This window comes from Pseudoalteromonas amylolytica, from assembly GCF_001854605.1.
Classification (GTDB): Bacteria; Pseudomonadota; Gammaproteobacteria; order Enterobacterales; family Alteromonadaceae; genus Pseudoalteromonas; species Pseudoalteromonas amylolytica.
On sequence record NZ_MKJU01000029.1, the window covers coordinates 1 to 18,095 of the forward strand.

Here is an 18,095-nt window from a genome sequence, read left to right on the forward strand (position 1 = left end):
CGCTCATTGAATTCTGATTTTGTTCTTGTTACCAAGAACGAATTGACTGTGCTGCAACAAATTAAATTTATTGCCGTTGGTCACTCAGTTCAATTGAGACTCTAAATATTTTGTTAGAACTCAATCTGTACGAGTGCCCACACAGATGATTGCTTCATATTTTTAAAGAACGTTGCGATGATTCAGCGCTTGGCTTCATCTCGCTAGGGGTGTGCATTCTAAGCATTCCCTATTTTTTGTCAACACTTAATTTCAAGTTTTTCTTGGTAAGAAAAAGCAAAGTTAAGTTTTACTCGACGCTGACCCGTTGTTGCTTTGCTTATTCAGCGTAGCGCTCCGTGTCAGTGGGGTCGCATTATAGGGCGATCCTTTTTTTGATCAAGCTTTTTTTGAAGAAAAGTGATGAAAATAGATTGTTCGAGTAAAAATCACACCAAGTGTTCATTTTTACAACTTTTGCAGCGGCGTTTTGGACAAAAAACATACATAAATTACGCTGATTTGTCTTTTCTTCTAAATCTTAACCCGTTTTGAGCTAGCGTATTAGCAAACGTAAAAAATTATCATGGCCGCCAGTACTGCAGGTGAAGTCAGCCCCATTACTTAGATTAGTAGCGCTAAACGATATCGTTGGAGAGATACCTTAGGCACTCAGAAAGTATGAAAACTGGACAAGTTTTCATGTAAGGGAGGGACTTATCATAAGCAATCCATTTCTTCTGACAGATCAACGGCCACAGAAAATTTAGCATTGGCTACGTTCAAGGTGCCTCTATTGAACTTTCGGGCGATGCTGAGCGAGGCAACGTGCACTATTCATTACTTTTGGTATGGAGATATCAGCTACTGGACTTGAGCCGAGATATAGCCCTGAGAGTACTTTCATTGCAAAAAATAGGTGTGATTGGTATTCCAAGCAACATTGCTAAACACGGGAGTCACGACAATCACCTAGATTACGCCTTCATAGGGACTTTTAATTTACAGAAAGAACTCCAAAACGAAAAAAGCCGAGCTATCGCTCGGCTTTTTTAATGTCTTATAAAGACTTACTCTGCAGACTGTGCGTCTTCTTGAGCTTCTTCCGCAACTGGGCGGTCTAGAAGTTCAACGTAAGCCATTGGTGCATTATCACCAGCACGGAAGCCACACTTAAGAATACGAGTGTAACCACCTGGACGACCCTCAAAACGAGGACCGATTTCGCTGAATAATTTACCAACTACTTCTTTATCACGCGTGCGAGCAAACGCTAAACGACGGTTTGCTACACTGTCAGTCTTAGCCAGTGTGATTAAAGGTTCAATTACACGGCGCAACTCTTTCGCTTTAGGCAAAGTTGTTTTGATGATTTCGTGCTTCACCAAAGAACCAGCCATGTTGCTGAACATCGCTTTGCGATGGCTGCTGTTACGGTTTAATTGACGACCACTCTTACGATGGCGCATGACCCTATCCTTCTAACTAAAATATAGTAACTTAGCTTATTCAGCTAAGCTTGCCGGCGGCCAATTCTCTAGGCGCATACCTAGTGATAGACCACGTGAAGCCAGTACATCTTTGATTTCAGTTAGAGACTTCTTACCAAGGTTTGGTGTTTTCAGAAGCTCAACTTCAGTACGCTGTACTAAGTCACCGATATATTGAATTTGCTCGGCTTTCAGACAGTTTGCTGAACGTACTGTTAGCTCAAGATCATCAACTGGACGAAGCAGAATAGGATCGAATTCTGGCTTCTCTTCTTTCTCTTCTGGCTCAGAAACATCACGTAAATCTACGAATGCTTCTAATTGCTCAGCTAAGATAGTAGACGCACGGCGGATCGCTTCTTCAGGATCTAAAGTGCCGTTTGTTTCCATATCAATGATTAACTTGTCTAAGTCTGTACGTTGTTCAACACGGGCTGACTCAACCGAGTACGCAATACGCTCAACTGGACTGAATGATGCATCAAGCAGCAAACGACCAATTGGACGCTCATCGTCATCAGAGGATAAACGGCTAGACGCAGGCACATAACCACGACCACGCTCAACACGAATTCTCATGCTAATTTCACTATAGTCAGCAGTTAAGTGACAAATGACGTGATCTGGGTTGGCGATTGTTACATCTCCATCGTGCTGAATATCTGCCGCAGTCACAGGGCCTACACCAGACTTAGTCAGGGTCAGAAAAACTTCATCTTTACCTTCTAGAGATACCGCTAAACCTTTAAGGTTCAACAAAATTTCAATGATGTCTTCTTGAACGCCTTCTTTCGCGCTGTACTCGTGCAATACACCGTCGATTTCAACTTCAGTTACTGCACATCCTGGCATAGATGACAACAGTATACGGCGTAAAGCGTTACCCAAAGTGTGGCCAAAACCACGCTCTAGTGGTTCTAAAACTACTTTAGAACGCGTTGGGTTGATAGCGTCGATATCGACTAACCTTGGCTTTAGGAATTCGGTTACAGAACCCTGCATTTTATCCTCTCTTAACTCTTAACTTTACTTCGAGTAAAGTTCGACGATTAGTTGTTCGTTAATGTCCGCAGACAGATCAGAACGCTCTGGTAGGCGCTTGAAGCTACCTTCCATTTTCTTACCGTCAACTTCAATCCAAGTTGGCTTTTCACGTTGCTCAGCCAACTCTAGAGCAGCGATGATACGCGCTTGCTTTTTAGACTTCTCGCGAATTACTACTACATCTTCAGGAGTAACTACGAAAGAAGGGATATTAACAACACGACCATTAACCATAACCGCTTTGTGGCTAACTAGCTGACGTGCTTCAGCACGTGTGCTTGCAAAACCCATGCGATATACAACATTGTCTAAACGTTGCTCTAGAAGCTGTAGTAGGTTTTCACCTGTATTACCCTTAAGGCGAGCAGCTTCTTTATAATAGTTACGGAATTGCTTCTCAAGAATGCCGTAGATACGACGTACTTTTTGCTTTTCACGTAATTGTAAACCGTAATCAGATAGACGACCTTTACGAGCGCCGTGCTGACCAGGTGCTGTCTCAAGCTTACACTTTGAGTCGATAGCTCTCACGCCGCTCTTAAGGAACAGGTCAGTACCTTCACGACGACTCAGCTTGAGCTTAGGGCCCAAATATCTTGCCATGTTCTTTCTCCTAACCTATTGTTAAACGCGACGTTTCTTCGGTGGACGACAACCATTATGAGGGATTGGCGTCACGTCAGTGATGTTTGTGATACGGTAACCCGCAGCATTCAATGCACGTACAGCAGACTCACGGCCTGGACCTGGACCTTTAATGAATACTTCTAGGTTCTTAAGACCGTACTCTTGTGCAGCAGTACCTGCGCGCTCAGCGGCAACCTGTGCAGCGAACGGAGTAGACTTACGTGAACCACGGAAACCAGAACCACCTGCAGTCGCCCAAGAAAGAGCATTACCTTGACGGTCAGTAATGGTTACGATTGTGTTGTTGAATGATGCATGAACATGCGCCATACCATCAACAACTTGCTTTTTGACCTTTTTACGACGAATTGGTGCTTTAGCCATAACTTACCCCACCTTATTTCTTGATAGGCTTGCGAGGACCCTTACGAGTACGCGCGTTAGTCTTAGTACGTTGACCACGTAGTGGTAACGAACGACGATGACGTAAGCCACGGAAACAACCAAGGTCCATAAGACGCTTGATGTTTAAAGTCACTTCACGACGAAGATCACCTTCGACTGTGTACTTGCCAACTTCTTCACGAAGTACGTCAAGTGTTTCGTCAGAAAGATCACCGATTTTTGTAGTTTCGGCGATACCAGTCGCTGCTAAGATCGCCTTAGCGCGAGTTTTACCTACACCATAGATGCTAGTTAAACCAATAACTGCATGCTTATGATCAGGGACGTTAATGCCAGCGATACGGGCCACTAACACATCTCCTATATTTAGATCCGATACCCATCTGTTTGAAAAGCCCGCAAGGATACTCAAACGAAGATCAGATCATATTCAAAAACACAGGCTAAGTAGTATTTACTTAGCCTGCATGACTTTTATTAGCCTTGCCTTTGCTTGTGCTTAGGCTCACTGCAGATCACACGTACTACACCAGCACGCTTGATAACTTTACAGTTACGGCAAATTTTCTTAACGGAAGCACGTACTTTCATTGCTCAACTCCGTGAAAATAACCTTATCGGCCATAGCCTTTAAGGTTTGCTTTTTTCAGCACAGAATCATACTGATGTGACATCATATGAGTCTGTACTTGTGCCATAAAGTCCATGATCACAACCACGATAATCAAAATTGATGTACCGCCGAAGTAGAATGGCGTTTGCCATGCCATGGTCATAAACTCGGGCACCAGACAGATAAAGGTTATATACAAAGCACCTGCCAATGTCAGGCGTGTCATCACTTTATCAATGTATTTAGATGTCTGCTCACCTGGACGAATGCCTGGAATAAAAGCGCCAGATTTTTTCAGGTTGTCTGCTGTCTCACGCGGGTTAAATACCAACGCAGTGTAGAAGAAGCAGAAGAAGATAATAGCCGCAGCTAAAACCATCGCATACAGAGGTTGACCAGGAGTCAATACCGCAGAGATAGCCTGTAGCACATCAGCGACCGGACCTTCACCTTGGCCGAACCAGCTTGCAATTGTACCAGGGAACAAAATTATACTGCTAGCAAAGATTGGTGGAATAACACCCGCCATGTTTACTTTTAGTGGTAAATGCGTGCTTTGAGCAGCAAATACTTGACGACCTTGCTGGCGTTTAGCGTAGTTAACGACGATACGACGTTGACCACGTTCAAAGAACACCACAAGATAAGTAACTGCGAATACGATTACCGCAATCAATAGCAGTACAAGAGCATTCAGATCACCTTGGCGCGCCATTTCAGCTGTCGAACCAATTGCAGACGGCAGGTTAGCTACAATACCAACAAAAATCAGTACTGAGATACCGTTACCAATACCTCGTTCTGTGATTTGTTCGCCCAGCCACATCAAGAACATAGTACCAGTAACTAAACTCACCACTGCGGTGAAGTAGAAACCGAAACCTGGGTTAACAACTAACCCGTCCATCATGCTTGGTAAGCCAGTAGCTATACCAATTGACTGGAATGTAGCAAGCACAAGCGTACCATAACGCGTGTACTGACTAATTTTCTTACGCCCTTGTTCGCCTTCTTTCTTAAGCTCTATCATCGCAGGATGTATATGCGTTAATAGCTGCATTATGATTGAAGCCGAAATATACGGCATAATACCTAGTGCCAGTACCGAAGCACGCTCAAGCGCACCACCGCTGAACATGTTGAACATTTCAACAATGGTGCCCTTTTGTTGCTCGAAGAAATCGGCAAGTACAGCGGCATCAATCCCAGGGATCGGCACGAATGAACCTAGACGGTAAATAATGATAGCACCCAATACAAATAGTAATCGGCGCTTCAGTTCCGCAAGCCCACTTTGTGCACTTTGCATATCTTGACCTGGTTTAGCCATAGTGTACTTCCTTATTCTTCTACCTTGCCTCCGGCAGCTTCGATAGCTTCGCGAGCACCTTTAGACACTTTAATGCCTTTAACAGTTACTGCGCGTGAAACTTCGCCAGATTTAACAACTTTAACGAACAGAACGTTCTTTTTAACTAGACCAGCTGCTTGTAACGCGTTTAGGTCTACCACATCGCCTTCAACTTTAGCGATTTCGTATAGGTTAACTTCTGTAGATACTAAAGATTTACGTGAAGTGAAACCAAACTTAGGTAGACGACGTTGCATAGGCATTTGACCGCCTTCGAAACCAACGCGTACTTTACCGCCAGAACGTGATTTTTGGCCTTTATGACCACGGCCACCAGTCTTACCAAGACCAGAACCAATACCACGACCTAGACGTTTCTTTTCAGTTTTTGCACCAGCAGCAGGTGAAAGTGTATTCAAATGCATTCGAATTACCCCTCAACCTTAACCATGTAAGAAACTTGGTTGATCATACCACGTACACATGCTGTGTCTTCTAACTCAACAGTGTGGTTGATACGACGTAAACCAAGGCCACGTAAAGTTGCTTTATGCTTCGGTAAACGACCGATAGAGCTCTTTACTTGAGTAACTTTTACAGTTTTATTAGCCATGGTTAATTACCCCTGAATCTGTTCAACAGTTAAACCACGTTTTGCAGCAATACGCTCTGGAGAATTCATGTTCTCTAGCGCTGAAATTGTTGCACGAACGATGTTGATTGGGTTTGTTGAACCGTATGCTTTAGATAGTACGTTTTGTACGCCTGTTACTTCTAGTACCGCACGCATCGCACCACCGGCGATGATACCAGTACCTTCAGATGCAGGCTGCATGTATACTTTAGAACCCGCGTGGCGACCCTTGATTGGGTGCTGTAACGTGTTACCGTTTAGTTCAACGTTGATCATGTTGCGACGTGCTTTTTCCATTGCTTTTTGAATAGCAGCTGGAACTTCACGTGCTTTACCATAACCAAAACCTACTTTACCTGCGCCGTCACCAACTACAGTTAGTGCAGTGAAGCTAAAGATACGACCACCTTTAACCACTTTAGACACACGGTTTACCGCGATTAGCTTTTCAGCCAATTCAGGCTGTTGTGCTTTTGCTTCTACGTTAGCCATTGTCTACTCCTAGAATTGCAGACCGGCTTCACGCGCTGCATCAGCAAGCGCCTTCACACGGCCGTGATATTTAAAGCCACTGCGATCAAAGGCTAGTTTTTCAACACCTTTGTCAGCTGCACGTTCTGCGATCGCTTTACCTACAGCTTGCGCTGCAGCGATGTTGCTTGTGCCTGATACTGATTCAGCAATTGCTTTTTCAACTGTAGAAGCAGCAGCCAGTACTTTACCTTCAGCGTTTACTAGCTGAGCGTAAATGTGACGTGGCGTGCGGTGGATAACAAGACGCGTTGTGCCTTGTTCAATAAAATTTCTACGGGTGCGTTTAGCACGACGTAGACGAGCTGTTTTCTTATCCATCGTCTTACCTTACTTCTTCTTAGCTTCTTTACGACGCACGTGCTCATCAGCATAACGTACACCTTTACCTTTATAAGGCTCTGGTTCACGGTATGAACGGATGTTAGCAGCAGTTTGACCAACTAGTTGTTTGTCAGCGCCTTTAACTACAAGTTCAGTTTGGCTTGGAGCTTCGATAGTGATGCCCTCAGGGATATCAAAGTTCACTGGGTGAGAGAAGCCAAGAGTTAAGTCTACAACTTTACCCTTAACAGCCGCACGGTAACCAACACCAACTAGTTGAAGTTTTTTCTCATAACCTTCGTTAGTACCAACAATCATGTTGTTGATAAGTGCACGAGCAGTACCTGCTTGTGCCCACGCGTTCGCAACGTCACGAGGAGTCGTTGTGATCACGTTGTCAGCTAGAGTTACTTCAACTGCGTCGTTGATAGTACGAGACAACTCACCATTTTTGCCTTTAACTGTGATGTCCTGGCCTTTAATTGTAACTTCTACACCGGCAGGAACTGTAATTGGAGCCTTCGCTATACGAGACATTGTTCCCCTCCGATTAAGCTACAAAGCCAATGATTTCACCACCAACGCCTGCACTACGTGCTGCGCGGTCTGTCATCAAGCCTTGAGAAGTTGATACGATAGCGATACCTAGACCACCCATTACCTTAGGTAATGCGTCACGTTTCTTATAGATACGTAGACCAGGGCGGCTAACACGCTGGATGTTTTCGATTACAGCTTTGCCTTCGAAGTACTTTAATTCGATAGTCAATTCTGGTTTTGCGTCGCCAGCTACTGCGAAGTCAGTGATGTAACCTTCTTCTTTTAGTACTTTAGCAACTGCTACTTTCAGCTTTGAAGTTGGCATAGAAACTGATACCTTCTTCGCAGTCTGACCGTTACGGATACGTGTGAACAAATCCGCAATAGGATCTTGCAAGCTCATGTCTTACTCCCGTGACTCTATTACCAAGAAGCCTTTTTAAGGCCAGGAATTTCACCGCGCATAGCTGCTTCGCGAACTTTAATACGGCTCATGCCGAATTTGCGAAGGAAACCATGTGGGCGGCCCGTGATGTTACAACGGTTACGTTGACGTGCAGGGCTTGAATCACGCGGTAAGCTTTGAAGCTTTAATACCGCATCCCAACGATCATCTTCAGATGCGTTAACATCGCTGATGATAGCTTTTAGTGCCGCACGCTTTTCAGCATACTGAGCAACTAATTTAGTGCGCTTTGCTTCGCGCGCTTTCATAGAATTCTTTGCCATAACCCTACCCTTATTTCTTGAATGGGAAGTTAAATGCTTCTAACAACGCACGGCCTTCCTCATCAGTTTTCGCAGAAGTAGTGATTGTGATATCCATACCGCGAACGCGGTCTACTTTATCATAATCGATTTCTGGGAAGATGATTTGCTCACGTACGCCCATAGAGTAGTTACCGCGACCGTCGAAAGACTTAGCGCTAACACCGCGGAAGTCACGAATACGTGGCATCGCAATTGAGACTAAACGCTCAAGGAAATCCCACATACGCTCGCCGCGTAGGGTTACTTTACAGCCAATTGGGTAGCCTTCACGAATTTTAAAACCAGCAACTGATTTACGTGCTTTCGTGATAAGAGCTTTCTGACCAGAGATGGCTTCTAGATCCGCAACAGCGTTTTCTAGAATTTTCTTGTCAGCTAGGGCTTCGCCCACACCCATGTTTAATGTGATCTTTTCGATCTGAGGGACTTGCATGACAGAGCTGAAACCAAACTTCTCTTGAAGTTCAGCGACTACTTTGTCTTTATATACTTCATGCAGTTTCGCCATCGTCTACTCCAACTATTAGATAGTTTTACCAGTAGATTTGAAGATACGTAATTTCTTACCGTCTTCAATCTTGAAACCTACACGATCTGCTTTACCAGTTTCCTGGTTGAAGATCGCAACGTTTGATACGTCGATTGACGCTTCTTTCTCAACAATACCGCCAGCTTGCTGCAATTGTGGAACAGGCTTCTGGTGCTTCTTGATTAAGTTAATGCCTTCGACAAATACTCGACCAGTTTCAGTTACAACTGAAAGCACTTTACCGCGCTTACCTTTGTCTTTACCGGCTAGTACGATTACTTCGTCATCACGACGGATTTTTGCTGCCATGATAGACTCCTTATAGTACTTCTGGGGCTAGTGAAACGATTTTCATGAACTTTTCAGTACGTAGTTCACGAGTCACAGGGCCGAAGATACGAGTACCAATAGGCTGTAAGTTATCATTTAAGATAACAGCCGCATTGCTATCGAAACGGATCAATGAACCGTCCGGACGACGAACGCCTTTTTTAGTACGCACAACTACCGCGTTTTTAACATCACCTTTCTTCACTTTACCGCGAGGAATAGCTTCTTTAACAGAAACTTTAATGATGTCACCAACAGCCGCGTAGCGACGGTGCGAACCACCAAGGACTTTAATACACTGCACTTTGCGAGCGCCGCTGTTATCAGCAACGTCCAGCTGAGTTTGCATTTGGATCATATTAATGAGCTCCGGTGTAGTTACAACTCGCTTTAATTTTGTTTAAAATCAAAGCATTTAGATTATTTTCCGCTCAAAAAACGAGTTATTTGTCTTTCAAGGGCGGGCAATTGTACCAGCAAAGTATGCGTATTGATAGTTCAATTTTTAATTAATTTAGCAAACACGGTCATTGTAGTAGGTACAGTTTTACTAGGTGGGGGCATAAGTTAGCGATTTCAACAGCAAACTCCCTTTACACTTCATTAGGTTAAAAAACAACCTAACTTTTTAGCTTAGTCTGTATCTACTTAATAGGTGCACGTAGGTGCACGATTTTTCTTTATGCGCTTGGTTATATTATCCACGGTATCTAGCCAATAACCATTTTTCGGCTGTTTTAGGTAAATGATTAGCTGCGCCAATGCCACACTATCTACCGTATAAGGCCCCTTCTTACCTACATCATGCCCAGCAAGTATGACCCAACTATTACGAAAGCGTAATAAATCCAACAATTGTTTGATTTCATCAAAGCTCATACCATCAATGCGGATACCCGTTAATTGGGCAAAGTCTGTATAAGTCGGGTCATTAGCGGTTTCATCTAACCAGGTGCGGCCAGACTCAAACAGTGTAGCGACCATCGGCACGTAGCTTTTTACATTTGTCCGCGACCTACAAACGTGTTCCCACAGGGGTAGGCAAACGACCGAGGTTTTACTTTCAGATGTTTTTCAATGTATATGTTTGTTTGTTCTATATCTTTGCGAAGCCAATCTAAACTGGTTTGCTCCAACCCTTTATTTTGCTTTCGCAACCACTGAAAATTGCCTGTGCATACGTGTGACGTGGTGTGATTGCCGATTTCGTGACCGTTTGCTACCACTTTTTGCCAATCCGGTAAACGCGCGACAACATTATCCCGACTAACATAGAAGGTTGCTTGTATACCGTGCTTGTTGAGTATAGGGACACCAATGTCCAACTGGCTATGCCTACCATCATCAAAAGTGATACTCACCGCATTACTTGCACCGTTGGGGTAAAAAGGCTGTTCACTATGGTCTTCATCAGCAATACTTACGAAGGATGCACTTGCCAGCAGGTATACTGTAAGCCTGACCCCCTGTGTGGCAGCCCTCATTCATCGCTCCTTGTTATGACGTAACTAATATATCACTAGAACATACGTTCTAGCGGCCATCAAATGAATAATATTGAATTTGGGTTACTCGTGAATGAGATTAACATGGCCTCTCTCGGTTCAAACTTCACTGCCTTAATGTTGCGCTAAGGTCAGCAACTTAAAAGGGGCTACATAGCCCCTTTTTTAGTATCAAATAAATGTTTCAATTATTAGCCGCCAAATAACCCCTTCAGTTTATCTTTTAGCTTGTCTTTCGCTTTGTCTTTTAGTTTATCTTTGGCTGTGCTGCTTACATCAAGGTTTACATCAACTTTATGGAATGGACCCTTTATACGCAACGGAATTTTAAAACCTGTACTGTCATCGCTACTAGCTTGGCCTTCAATGGTATCTACAATGCCAGTAACTAGGCGATAATTTACATTGGTTTGTGGTAAGTCCACTTCGCCTTCACCCGTTATGCGTATCAATGGGCTGGCAAGATACAAATCGGTATTACGCCCCACCCCATTGGTGAATATCAAACTGCCAGTTAAGGACGAGAAGTCCGTCTTTTGATCAGGGTTAAAATCAGCGTTGAGACCTTCTTTTAAAGATGAAAAGTCGCCTTTGAGCATTTCCTTAGCTTGGCGTGTCATCTCAGCAATATTTGCGCCCTTTACGCCACCATCTTTCAAATCAAAGTTAAACTTTCCTGCAAGCGCCGAAACAAAGTCTTTTTGGCTTTGCCCTTGCGTCGCTAACTGCCACTGCATACCGCCTTTACCCAATACTTTATCAAAGCCGACTGCGTCAGTGAGCAGTGGCTCTGCATTAATATTATCGAGCTTAAATTGAGCATTAACCTTGTACGGTACGCGGCTGGCATCGACCTTAACAGTCCCCTGACCAACCCCCTCATAGGCGTTAAACTCATCTAGACTCAAATTGGCTGCGCCATTTTTGAGCGTCAATGATAGCTGGTTTTTACCCAACTTAATTTCTCGCGCTTTAAGGCCTGTCGAACGCACCACAACATTCGCATCCAGCGCGTTTAATGCCGATAAATTCAGTTTCGTATCATCCCACACAATTGGTGCAGCCCCCTCTGGCTCGCTAGGTTCCTCTGGTTGTGCGACTGGTTCTGGCAAATAAGGATTAAGGTCAAGCATTCCCAGATCTACATTAGCCTTTACATTCAAGCGCCCACCCAACCCAACTGTACTTTTGCCGGATATGGACAATGCATCTAATTTTGCGCTGAGCTGCTCAAGCGTAAACGTCTGCTTTTGCATTCGCATACTTCCTGTTACTTCAAAGGCGTTGAACGCATCTTCTTTAGCGTTGAGGTCAACACCTTGCCACTGTGCAATGGCTTTTACAGAGTCCCCTTTTAAGCTCAGATCTCCCTGTATATCTTTGCCCATTTGCGCGACTTCACCCTTGAAATTCATATCGACAAGGGCCGAGTTGATTGTTTGTGTCACAGTAAAGGCTTCGCCTTTTAACAACTTTACAGGTGTTGCCAAAGTTGCATTTAGCTCAAATGCTTGCTGCTGATAGGTCATCGCGCCCGCAACCGCTAATGTCTCGTATAATGAAGGTAATTGCACACTCACGTCGATATCACTTAACTGGTGCTGCGCGCCAGTCTGACCGTCTTTAAACGTAAACTTCCCACCGTAAATCGCAACTTCACCGAGTTTAATATCAAAACCTTCTGGTAGCGATGTAGGTTTGCTTGATTGTTGCTCAGTCTCTGTGCGAGTTGGCGTAGGCTGCTCAGGTAGGATCTGCCAGTTTGCGATACCATTTTTGTCTGTTTCTAGTAAAATATCCGGCTTACGAATTACAAACTTTTCCAATTTTGCTTCGCCGGTAAAAATTGACAACCAAGGAATATAGACCTCTAACGACTGCATACTGATCATGTCAGGCCTTGAACCCGTTGTCGCATTTGCAAAGTGAACATCATTTAATTCAATTTTCAGGCTGGGTATGACTGAGAGCTCACTTTGCCCCTTAATTTGCAGTTGACGCCCAGTGTTTAACTCTACTTGCTCAGATAACTCACTTATGATCCGTTCTGTGGGGACAAAAAAAGGTGCGGCCACTGCCACCACCATTAAGAGCACAATAGCCCCAACCAATATCTTCAACGCGGTTTTCATAACATTCCTTAATTAAACATAGTTCAAGCTAGTACTACTATAGTAGCGCCGCCAAACATTAAATTCATGCATATTTATGATAATTCCAAGAAAACTCCCCTTGATCTTGCTAGGCACCCCATCATAAAACTAGTAAATACCATCACTGTGATTGTAACTTCAAGATTCTTAGGTATGATCGCCCGCCCTTGTCAATTTTAGCTGGCAACGGCTAAACTTTTATGATGAATTTTTAAGCTAATGTGTGGAGAACCAAACTAGCATGAAGAAGTTGCTCATTTCCCCGTCAAAGATGGCTCTAGGTGAACAAGAAAGCCAGATTTACCAAAATATTTTAAAGCAAGCGACGGAGATCAGTCTAAACCTGATGGCGGTGAAAGTAGACAACCATCCAGAAGACTTTTTGCTATGGTGCTATGAATTGTTAGATATAGCGAAAAACCGCATAAACTTCGATTTGCTGGATGACCATCAACTTCCCATTGTTAAAAAGCTGCAAGACTTACTGAGCAACGCGATTAGCTTTTTGCAACTTAAAACGTTACGTATTACCCCTTGGCCAGTACTCGTTTCGTTTATTGAACAACACAAAGCACTACTGGCGCTTGACGAACAAATGAAACTCATCCGTTATTTGGCAGATAAACGCTCAACACCATTGAAGGAAATGATTGTTGAGGACAGACTAGCCTTTAGCGGTAAACATACAACTTCGCTGGATACCAGTGTTTATAATTTTGATGTGGAATGGTTTAGTTCAACAAAAACAGCGAAGGGTTTTCATCAACTACTTGCTGACTTACCAGGTGCATTCGATGAGGCACTTGCACATATACCTCATGAAGGTGAAGTTAGTGAACAAGATTATCAGCGTTTTGTAGTGGCCTATTTTATGGCATTTAACGACAGCGACGAAAAGCCAACGCTCGCGCCCGCAACACGCTTACTCGCTATGCGCCGACCTGATGTATTCACGCCAGTCACCAGCTCAAAGTTAGATCCTTTATGCTCAGCGTTAGGCATCACCAAACTGAGCAACCGTGATTTTGAACGATATTGGCAAGATATCGTACTATCGATACATGCCATGCCTTGGTTTACCATGCCAAGTGCAGCAAATGAGTTTGAGCATGAGCTAGCGGCAATCAAAGCATTACTGCCTTGCTGGTTTTATTATACCGATAAAGAGACAGCAGAAAATTCGAATTACCTTAAATTACTCAATAAACCCGTACGCGCCTCAAGTACCTCAGGAAAAAAAGCCACACGCCGAGGTAAGGAATCAGCAGAAGTATTGGTTGATAGAGCGCTTAGCGATGAATCAATTCCAGAGCATATTCGTGCCAAACGTGACTCTATCGTAGCAGAGGTAGAAAAAGGCCGCAGTGTAGATGAAACTATTTCATTAATGCGCACCATTTTCGGTTAACGCTTTGCCCTTAATCTTGCACATGTCTTTGCTAGGTACATGTGCAAATTTCATTTTGAGCGCACCAAAGCAGTGCATAATTCAAACAAAAACTTTTCCTCACAGCCTTCAAAAGAATAAAAAATACCAGGTAAATCAAACGAATAGTGTAAATATGCATTTTTTCAAAAAAATGGCGTAAGCGTTGCTAATATTAATAATATCTCACAGCGCTTTTAGGAAACATCATAATGAATAAAACAGCTCCTTTATTAGTCTTAGCTCTTCTATCTATTAGTTCTTTTAATTCACAGGCTGCAGTCACCGCCAACGTCGCAGCCAGCTCCAATTATTACTGGCGTGGCGTAACCCAAACTGACGACGGAGCAGCCGTTTCAGGAGGGTTAGACTACAGTAACGAAAGTGGCTTCTATGCTGGTACTTGGATGTCAAACGTAGATTTTGGCGATCAAACCAGTTACGAGTTAGACATTTATGGAGGCTTTAGTGGCGAGACCCAAGGCCTAGGCTATGATGTTGGTTATATATATTACGCGTATCCTGATGCCGAAGGCGACAGTGACTTTGGTGAAATCTATGGTTCATTGAGCTGGCAATGGCTCAGTGTAAAAGCAAGCTACATGACGCATGCGCAAAACGATGCGAGCGCCGAAGAAGATATGCTATACCTAGAACTCAACGCCAGCTTTAATGTGTTTAACGACAGTGAACTGGCATTACATATTGCACGCTCTAGTGGCGACACTGTTATGGAGTGGACGGGTGAAGATGACAGCTACATGGATTACGGAGTAAGCCTAAGCAAAGCCGGATTCACGCTAGGCTTAGTAAAAACTGATTTAGATTCACAAGACGGCGTCAAAGCATTTGTCCAATACAGTGTTGACTTCGATTTGTAACCGCTTTTATATACTTGCTGCAAACCAAGGGCCGAAAGGCCCTTTTCTCGCACGCTTTATGGCACACTGTGCCCGGTAGAGCCCTGCCAAATTCGATACCATTGTTCACGAGACAAGTGAATACTTTGCGACTCAACCGACGTTTTAACACGCTCTATATTACCAGTGCCTAATACCACAGACGGTTGACTAGGTAAGCAATTTAACCATGCATAGGCAACTTGATCGATTGAGCTGGCAGACACTTCGCGAGCAATATCTTCCAACACGGTACGTAAACGCTTGGCCTTAATGTCTGTTTCATCAAATAACTTACCACCAGCCAACGGCGACCAAATCATTGGATGTATACAGTGTTGTTGGCATTGATCTAACGTGCCATCATCCAGAGCTTTCATTTCATACACCGAACATTCAATTTGATTGGTGATCAAAGGAAAGTCCAAACGAGATTGTAGCAACTCAAATTGCGAAGGCGTGAAGTTTGATACCCCGAAATGCAGCACATCCCCTTGCTGTTTGAGTGTAATAAACGCTTCCGCCACCTCATCAGCCGACATCAAATAATCTGGACGATGGATAAGCAACACATCTAACCTATCGGTATTAAAGTTTTTTAAGCTTTGTTGTGCTGAGGCAATAATATGTGCTTTGCTCGAATCGTAGTGATTTGCCTTACCCGCCAGCCCTTTCTTAGCTAGGGCCGGGCGAATGCCGCACTTAGTGATAATATTAATATCTTCACGAACATGAGGTGCCAACTTCAGTGCTTGGCCAAAAGCCGCTTCGCACTCATATTGACCATAGATATCTGCGTGATCTGTGTCACGAATTCCCAGCTCAATACAACGCTGTAAAAAACCTAAGCACTGTTGATCGCTCCACTGCCAATCCAGTAATCGCCAAAACCCCTGTACTAATGGCGCTATGACCCGTTGCTGTGCGTTTTTAGTCATAGTGTGATACCCACTGCATCTGAGGCCTGTATTGCCTTGTTAACAGCCATCTCTACGGAATCAGCACGTGCTAATGCCACCCCCATTCGGCGCGTCCCCACTACCTCGGGTTTGCCAAATAGACGTACATCTGTGTTGGGCTGGCTCAAAGCCTCAACCAAATTGCTATATTGAACTTGCTTCGATTCACCTGTGACTAACACCACACTTGATGCCGATGGGCCATGAAAGTGGATATTTGGAATAGGCAGTCCAAGAATGGCCCTCACGTGTAACGCAAACTCACTAAGATCTTGAGATATCAAGGTCACCATACCGGTATCGTGCGGCCTTGGCGAAACCTCACTAAAATAGACGTCATCACCTTTCACAAAAAGTTCCACACCAAATAAACCACGGCCACCGAGTGCTTCTGTCACTTTATGAGCGATTTCTTGGCTGCGAGCTAATGCCAACTCACTCATCTGTTGAGGTTGCCAGCTTTGTTGATAATCACCGTTTTCCTGCCTGTGGCCTATCGGTTCACAAAAGCTTGTGCCATTGATGTGTCGTATGGTCAACAAAGTAATCTCATAATCAAAATCGACAAAGCCCTCTACTATCACCCTACCTTGACCGGCGCGTCCGCCTTCTTGTGCATACAACCAAGCAGACTCGATATCTTGGGAAGACTTCACCACACTTTGCCCTTTACCAGATGAGCTCATTATCGGCTTTACCACGCAGGGCATACCGATTTTCTCGATAGCATGTTTAAAGTCTTCTAACGTGTCAACAAAGCGATATTTTGAGGTAGCAAGGTTCAACCCTTCGGCAGCTAAGCGCCTGATCCCCTCACGGTTCATCGTCAATTGTGCCGCTTTAGCACTTGGGATGACGGTAAAGCCCTCTGCTTCTAGCGTCACTAACTTATCTGTAGCAATTGCTTCAATTTCAGGCACGATATAGTCTGGTTGCTCCTGTTTGATAATCGCTTCGAGGCGTTCTCCATCGAGCATTGACAGCACATAACTTCTATCTGCAACCTGCATAGCGGGCGCATGTTGATATCGATCTAACACCACAACCTCACAACCTAAACGCTTGAACTCAATAACAACTTCTTTGCCAAGCTCTCCGCCTCCGCACAACAAAACTTTACACGCGGTTGCTGAAAACGGCGTGCCCAGTGGTTTAATTTTCATTTATTTTCCTATGGTAACTCGTCACTGAAACAGCGATTACTGAATCCTTACAAGCGCTGTAAAAGGCTTTTCTTCATTCAGCTGCAAACGCACTTCTGCATTATTTGTAAGCTTGCCTACCCCCTCTGGGGTACCCGTTAAAATAACATCTCCAGGCAACAGTGTGCAAAATTGACAAATATCCGACAACAGCTTTTCGTACGAAAAAATCATGTGCTGTGAATGGCCAACCTGTTTTAGTTCATTATTGAGCCAAAATCGCACTTCATTATTTTTTAGCTGTTCGATAGATGTGATGGGAGAAAATGCAGTGATAGGGCAACTACCATCGTATGCCTTGGCTCGCTCCCAAGGTTGGCCAAGCTTTTTCAACTTATCTTGTTCATCGCGCAGCGTTACATCCAGTGCCAACCCCACCCCTACAACAGCGTCGAGCACCGATGTACTATGCTTATCCAGCTGCTTACCAATCAACAAAGCGATTTCTGCTTCATAATGGTGTGCTCCCAAAGCAGCATCTAGAACAATATCACCTGTAAAAGGCTGATAAGTAGTCGTAGGTTTAATAAAGAGCAATGGAACACTTGGGACTGGGTTGTTGAGCTCTTTTGCATGCGCTACATAATTGCGACCCACACACACCACTTTTCCAGCAGGTAAATTGGCTTCAGTGCCATTGACCCATTGATGCTTATACATACATTCTCCGTCTAGCTTATACAACGTCATTAAACTTCACGGCTATATAATAAGCCAATTCAAAGTGAATTAAATCCAAACAAGCCAACAAAGCTGTAATAGAGACTATCACGGTAATTTATA

25 protein-coding genes are annotated in these 18,095 nt (G+C 44.0%); 2 read left to right on the forward strand and 23 right to left on the reverse strand.

What is annotated here, in order from left to right:
• Positions 1 to 1,049 precede the first annotated feature (1,049 nt).
• The 20 genes from rplQ to BET10_RS15530 form a co-directional block, all read right to left on the reverse strand.
• A complete protein-coding gene (gene rplQ / locus BET10_RS15440; protein ID WP_070986501.1) occupies positions 1,050 to 1,448 on the reverse strand; it encodes a 50S ribosomal protein L17 in 399 nt (132 codons plus the stop codon).
• Between the two features lie 36 nt (positions 1,449 to 1,484).
• A complete protein-coding gene (locus BET10_RS15445) occupies positions 1,485 to 2,471 on the reverse strand; it encodes a DNA-directed RNA polymerase subunit alpha (protein WP_070986502.1) in 987 nt (328 codons plus the stop codon).
• Positions 2,472 to 2,495: 24 nt separating this feature from the next.
• A complete protein-coding gene (gene rpsD, locus BET10_RS15450) occupies positions 2,496 to 3,116 on the reverse strand; it encodes a 30S ribosomal protein S4 (protein WP_070986503.1) in 621 nt (206 codons plus the stop codon).
• A 21-nt stretch (positions 3,117 to 3,137) separates the two neighbouring features.
• The gene (rpsK, locus tag BET10_RS15455; protein ID WP_010363724.1) at positions 3,138 to 3,524 is read right to left on the reverse strand and encodes a 30S ribosomal protein S11; all 387 of its coding nucleotides are present in this window, start codon (positions 3,522 to 3,524) and stop codon (positions 3,138 to 3,140) included.
• A gap of 13 nt (positions 3,525 to 3,537) precedes the next feature.
• Entirely contained in the window at positions 3,538 to 3,894 is a 357-nt protein-coding gene (gene rpsM / locus BET10_RS15460; RefSeq protein ID WP_058031679.1) for a 30S ribosomal protein S13, read from the reverse strand.
• Positions 3,895 to 4,022: 128 nt separating this feature from the next.
• Positions 4,023 to 4,136: a 50S ribosomal protein L36 gene (gene rpmJ, locus BET10_RS15465; protein WP_002959476.1), complete on the reverse strand. Its 114-nt coding sequence runs from the start codon at positions 4,134 to 4,136 to the stop codon at positions 4,023 to 4,025.
• A gap of 23 nt (positions 4,137 to 4,159) precedes the next feature.
• Entirely contained in the window at positions 4,160 to 5,488 is a 1,329-nt protein-coding gene (secY, locus tag BET10_RS15470; RefSeq protein WP_070986504.1) for a preprotein translocase subunit SecY, read from the reverse strand.
• Between the two features lie 11 nt (positions 5,489 to 5,499).
• Complete coding sequence (rplO, locus tag BET10_RS15475; RefSeq protein WP_070986505.1) at positions 5,500 to 5,934, reverse strand: 50S ribosomal protein L15; 435 nt, start codon at positions 5,932 to 5,934, stop codon at positions 5,500 to 5,502.
• Positions 5,935 to 5,939: 5 nt separating this feature from the next.
• Positions 5,940 to 6,122 carry a 50S ribosomal protein L30 gene (gene rpmD / locus BET10_RS15480; RefSeq protein WP_016710201.1) on the reverse strand — a complete coding sequence of 61 codons (183 nt, stop codon included), beginning with the start codon at positions 6,120 to 6,122 and terminating at the stop codon, positions 5,940 to 5,942.
• Between the two features lie 6 nt (positions 6,123 to 6,128).
• Positions 6,129 to 6,635, reverse strand: a complete 507-nt coding sequence (gene rpsE, locus BET10_RS15485) for a 30S ribosomal protein S5 (RefSeq protein ID WP_070986506.1) — start codon at positions 6,633 to 6,635, stop codon at positions 6,129 to 6,131.
• Between the two features lie 9 nt (positions 6,636 to 6,644).
• A complete protein-coding gene (rplR, locus tag BET10_RS15490) occupies positions 6,645 to 6,995 on the reverse strand; it encodes a 50S ribosomal protein L18 (RefSeq protein WP_070986507.1) in 351 nt (116 codons plus the stop codon).
• Between the two features lie 9 nt (positions 6,996 to 7,004).
• The gene (gene rplF / locus BET10_RS15495; protein ID WP_070986508.1) at positions 7,005 to 7,535 is read right to left on the reverse strand and encodes a 50S ribosomal protein L6; all 531 of its coding nucleotides are present in this window, start codon (positions 7,533 to 7,535) and stop codon (positions 7,005 to 7,007) included.
• Between the two features lie 13 nt (positions 7,536 to 7,548).
• On the reverse strand, positions 7,549 to 7,941 hold the full coding sequence (rpsH, locus tag BET10_RS15500) for a 30S ribosomal protein S8 (RefSeq protein WP_070986509.1): 393 nt from the start codon (positions 7,939 to 7,941) through the stop codon (positions 7,549 to 7,551).
• 20 nt (positions 7,942 to 7,961) lie between these two features.
• The gene (gene rpsN, locus BET10_RS15505) at positions 7,962 to 8,267 is read right to left on the reverse strand and encodes a 30S ribosomal protein S14 (protein WP_058031299.1); all 306 of its coding nucleotides are present in this window, start codon (positions 8,265 to 8,267) and stop codon (positions 7,962 to 7,964) included.
• A 10-nt stretch (positions 8,268 to 8,277) separates the two neighbouring features.
• A complete protein-coding gene (gene rplE / locus BET10_RS15510; RefSeq protein WP_070986510.1) occupies positions 8,278 to 8,817 on the reverse strand; it encodes a 50S ribosomal protein L5 in 540 nt (179 codons plus the stop codon).
• A 15-nt stretch (positions 8,818 to 8,832) separates the two neighbouring features.
• A complete protein-coding gene (gene rplX / locus BET10_RS15515; RefSeq protein WP_070986511.1) occupies positions 8,833 to 9,147 on the reverse strand; it encodes a 50S ribosomal protein L24 in 315 nt (104 codons plus the stop codon).
• Positions 9,148 to 9,157: 10 nt separating this feature from the next.
• Positions 9,158 to 9,526: a 50S ribosomal protein L14 gene (rplN, locus tag BET10_RS15520; RefSeq protein ID WP_010378257.1), complete on the reverse strand. Its 369-nt coding sequence runs from the start codon at positions 9,524 to 9,526 to the stop codon at positions 9,158 to 9,160.
• Between the two features lie 290 nt (positions 9,527 to 9,816).
• Positions 9,817 to 10,152: a polysaccharide deacetylase family protein gene (locus tag BET10_RS21875; RefSeq protein WP_240503708.1), complete on the reverse strand. Its 336-nt coding sequence runs from the start codon at positions 10,150 to 10,152 to the stop codon at positions 9,817 to 9,819.
• A gap of 14 nt (positions 10,153 to 10,166) precedes the next feature.
• Positions 10,167 to 10,652 (reverse strand): polysaccharide deacetylase family protein, encoded by a 486-nt coding sequence (locus BET10_RS21880; RefSeq protein WP_240503709.1) that lies wholly within the window; start codon positions 10,650 to 10,652, stop codon positions 10,167 to 10,169.
• A 212-nt stretch (positions 10,653 to 10,864) separates the two neighbouring features.
• Positions 10,865 to 12,805 carry an AsmA family protein gene (locus BET10_RS15530; RefSeq protein ID WP_070986512.1) on the reverse strand — a complete coding sequence of 647 codons (1,941 nt, stop codon included), beginning with the start codon at positions 12,803 to 12,805 and terminating at the stop codon, positions 10,865 to 10,867.
• 262 nt (positions 12,806 to 13,067) lie between these two features.
• On the opposite strand from BET10_RS15530, the gene BET10_RS15535 reads away from it, so the two are divergent.
• Together BET10_RS15535 and BET10_RS15540 are read left to right on the forward strand one after the other, a co-directional pair.
• Entirely contained in the window at positions 13,068 to 14,234 is a 1,167-nt protein-coding gene (locus BET10_RS15535; protein ID WP_070986513.1) for a hypothetical protein, read from the forward strand.
• A 230-nt stretch (positions 14,235 to 14,464) separates the two neighbouring features.
• Positions 14,465 to 15,133, forward strand: a complete 669-nt coding sequence (locus tag BET10_RS15540) for a TorF family putative porin (RefSeq protein ID WP_070986514.1) — start codon at positions 14,465 to 14,467, stop codon at positions 15,131 to 15,133.
• A gap of 56 nt (positions 15,134 to 15,189) precedes the next feature.
• On the opposite strand, the gene BET10_RS15545 is transcribed toward BET10_RS15540, so the two are convergent.
• From BET10_RS15545 to BET10_RS15555, 3 genes are read right to left on the reverse strand one after another with little or no spacing between them, the layout of a single operon-like run.
• Entirely contained in the window at positions 15,190 to 16,089 is a 900-nt protein-coding gene (locus BET10_RS15545) for an aldo/keto reductase (RefSeq protein WP_070986515.1), read from the reverse strand.
• Positions 16,086 to 17,273 carry a formate-dependent phosphoribosylglycinamide formyltransferase gene (gene purT, locus BET10_RS15550; RefSeq protein WP_070986516.1) on the reverse strand — a complete coding sequence of 396 codons (1,188 nt, stop codon included), beginning with the start codon at positions 17,271 to 17,273 and terminating at the stop codon, positions 16,086 to 16,088. The genes BET10_RS15545 and purT overlap by 4 nt, the downstream gene beginning before the upstream one ends.
• 36 nt (positions 17,274 to 17,309) lie before the next feature.
• Entirely contained in the window at positions 17,310 to 17,972 is a 663-nt protein-coding gene (locus tag BET10_RS15555; protein WP_070986517.1) for a fumarylacetoacetate hydrolase family protein, read from the reverse strand.
• Between the last annotated feature and the right edge of the window lie 123 nt (positions 17,973 to 18,095).

What these genes read in the sequence shown, in the direction of transcription:
- rpsH (WP_070986509.1), bottom strand. Translation starts at nt 7,941, where the DNA reads ATGAGCTTGCAAGATCCTATTGCGGATTTGTTCACACGTATCCGTAAC.
- rplN (WP_010378257.1), bottom strand. Translation starts at nt 9,526, where the DNA reads ATGATCCAAATGCAAACTCAGCTGGACGTTGCTGATAACAGCGGCGCT.
- rplF (WP_070986508.1), bottom strand. Translation starts at nt 7,535, where the DNA reads ATGTCTCGTATAGCGAAGGCTCCAATTACAGTTCCTGCCGGTGTAGAA.
- rplR (WP_070986507.1), bottom strand. Translation starts at nt 6,995, where the DNA reads ATGGATAAGAAAACAGCTCGTCTACGTCGTGCTAAACGCACCCGTAGA.
- rpsD (WP_070986503.1), bottom strand. Translation starts at nt 3,116, where the DNA reads ATGGCAAGATATTTGGGCCCTAAGCTCAAGCTGAGTCGTCGTGAAGGT.
- BET10_RS15540 (WP_070986514.1), top strand. Translation starts at nt 14,465, where the DNA reads ATGAATAAAACAGCTCCTTTATTAGTCTTAGCTCTTCTATCTATTAGT.
- BET10_RS15445 (WP_070986502.1), bottom strand. Translation starts at nt 2,471, where the DNA reads ATGCAGGGTTCTGTAACCGAATTCCTAAAGCCAAGGTTAGTCGATATC.
- purT (WP_070986516.1), bottom strand. Translation starts at nt 17,273, where the DNA reads ATGAAAATTAAACCACTGGGCACGCCGTTTTCAGCAACCGCGTGTAAA.
- BET10_RS15555 (WP_070986517.1), bottom strand. Translation starts at nt 17,972, where the DNA reads ATGTATAAGCATCAATGGGTCAATGGCACTGAAGCCAATTTACCTGCT.
- BET10_RS15530 (WP_070986512.1), bottom strand. Translation starts at nt 12,805, where the DNA reads ATGAAAACCGCGTTGAAGATATTGGTTGGGGCTATTGTGCTCTTAATG.
- BET10_RS21880 (WP_240503709.1), bottom strand. Translation starts at nt 10,652, where the DNA reads ATGAGGGCTGCCACACAGGGGGTCAGGCTTACAGTATACCTGCTGGCA.
- rpsN (WP_058031299.1), bottom strand. Translation starts at nt 8,267, where the DNA reads ATGGCAAAGAATTCTATGAAAGCGCGCGAAGCAAAGCGCACTAAATTA.
- rplE (WP_070986510.1), bottom strand. Translation starts at nt 8,817, where the DNA reads ATGGCGAAACTGCATGAAGTATATAAAGACAAAGTAGTCGCTGAACTT.
- BET10_RS15545 (WP_070986515.1), bottom strand. Translation starts at nt 16,089, where the DNA reads ATGACTAAAAACGCACAGCAACGGGTCATAGCGCCATTAGTACAGGGG.
- rpsK (WP_010363724.1), bottom strand. Translation starts at nt 3,524, where the DNA reads ATGGCTAAAGCACCAATTCGTCGTAAAAAGGTCAAAAAGCAAGTTGTT.
- rpmJ (WP_002959476.1), bottom strand. Translation starts at nt 4,136, where the DNA reads ATGAAAGTACGTGCTTCCGTTAAGAAAATTTGCCGTAACTGTAAAGTT.
- secY (WP_070986504.1), bottom strand. Translation starts at nt 5,488, where the DNA reads ATGGCTAAACCAGGTCAAGATATGCAAAGTGCACAAAGTGGGCTTGCG.
- BET10_RS21875 (WP_240503708.1), bottom strand. Translation starts at nt 10,152, where the DNA reads ATGGTCGCTACACTGTTTGAGTCTGGCCGCACCTGGTTAGATGAAACC.
- rpmD (WP_016710201.1), bottom strand. Translation starts at nt 6,122, where the DNA reads ATGGCTAATAAAACTGTAAAAGTTACTCAAGTAAAGAGCTCTATCGGT.
- rplO (WP_070986505.1), bottom strand. Translation starts at nt 5,934, where the DNA reads ATGCATTTGAATACACTTTCACCTGCTGCTGGTGCAAAAACTGAAAAG.
- rplX (WP_070986511.1), bottom strand. Translation starts at nt 9,147, where the DNA reads ATGGCAGCAAAAATCCGTCGTGATGACGAAGTAATCGTACTAGCCGGT.
- rplQ (WP_070986501.1), bottom strand. Translation starts at nt 1,448, where the DNA reads ATGCGCCATCGTAAGAGTGGTCGTCAATTAAACCGTAACAGCAGCCAT.
- BET10_RS15535 (WP_070986513.1), top strand. Translation starts at nt 13,068, where the DNA reads ATGAAGAAGTTGCTCATTTCCCCGTCAAAGATGGCTCTAGGTGAACAA.
- rpsE (WP_070986506.1), bottom strand. Translation starts at nt 6,635, where the DNA reads ATGGCTAACGTAGAAGCAAAAGCACAACAGCCTGAATTGGCTGAAAAG.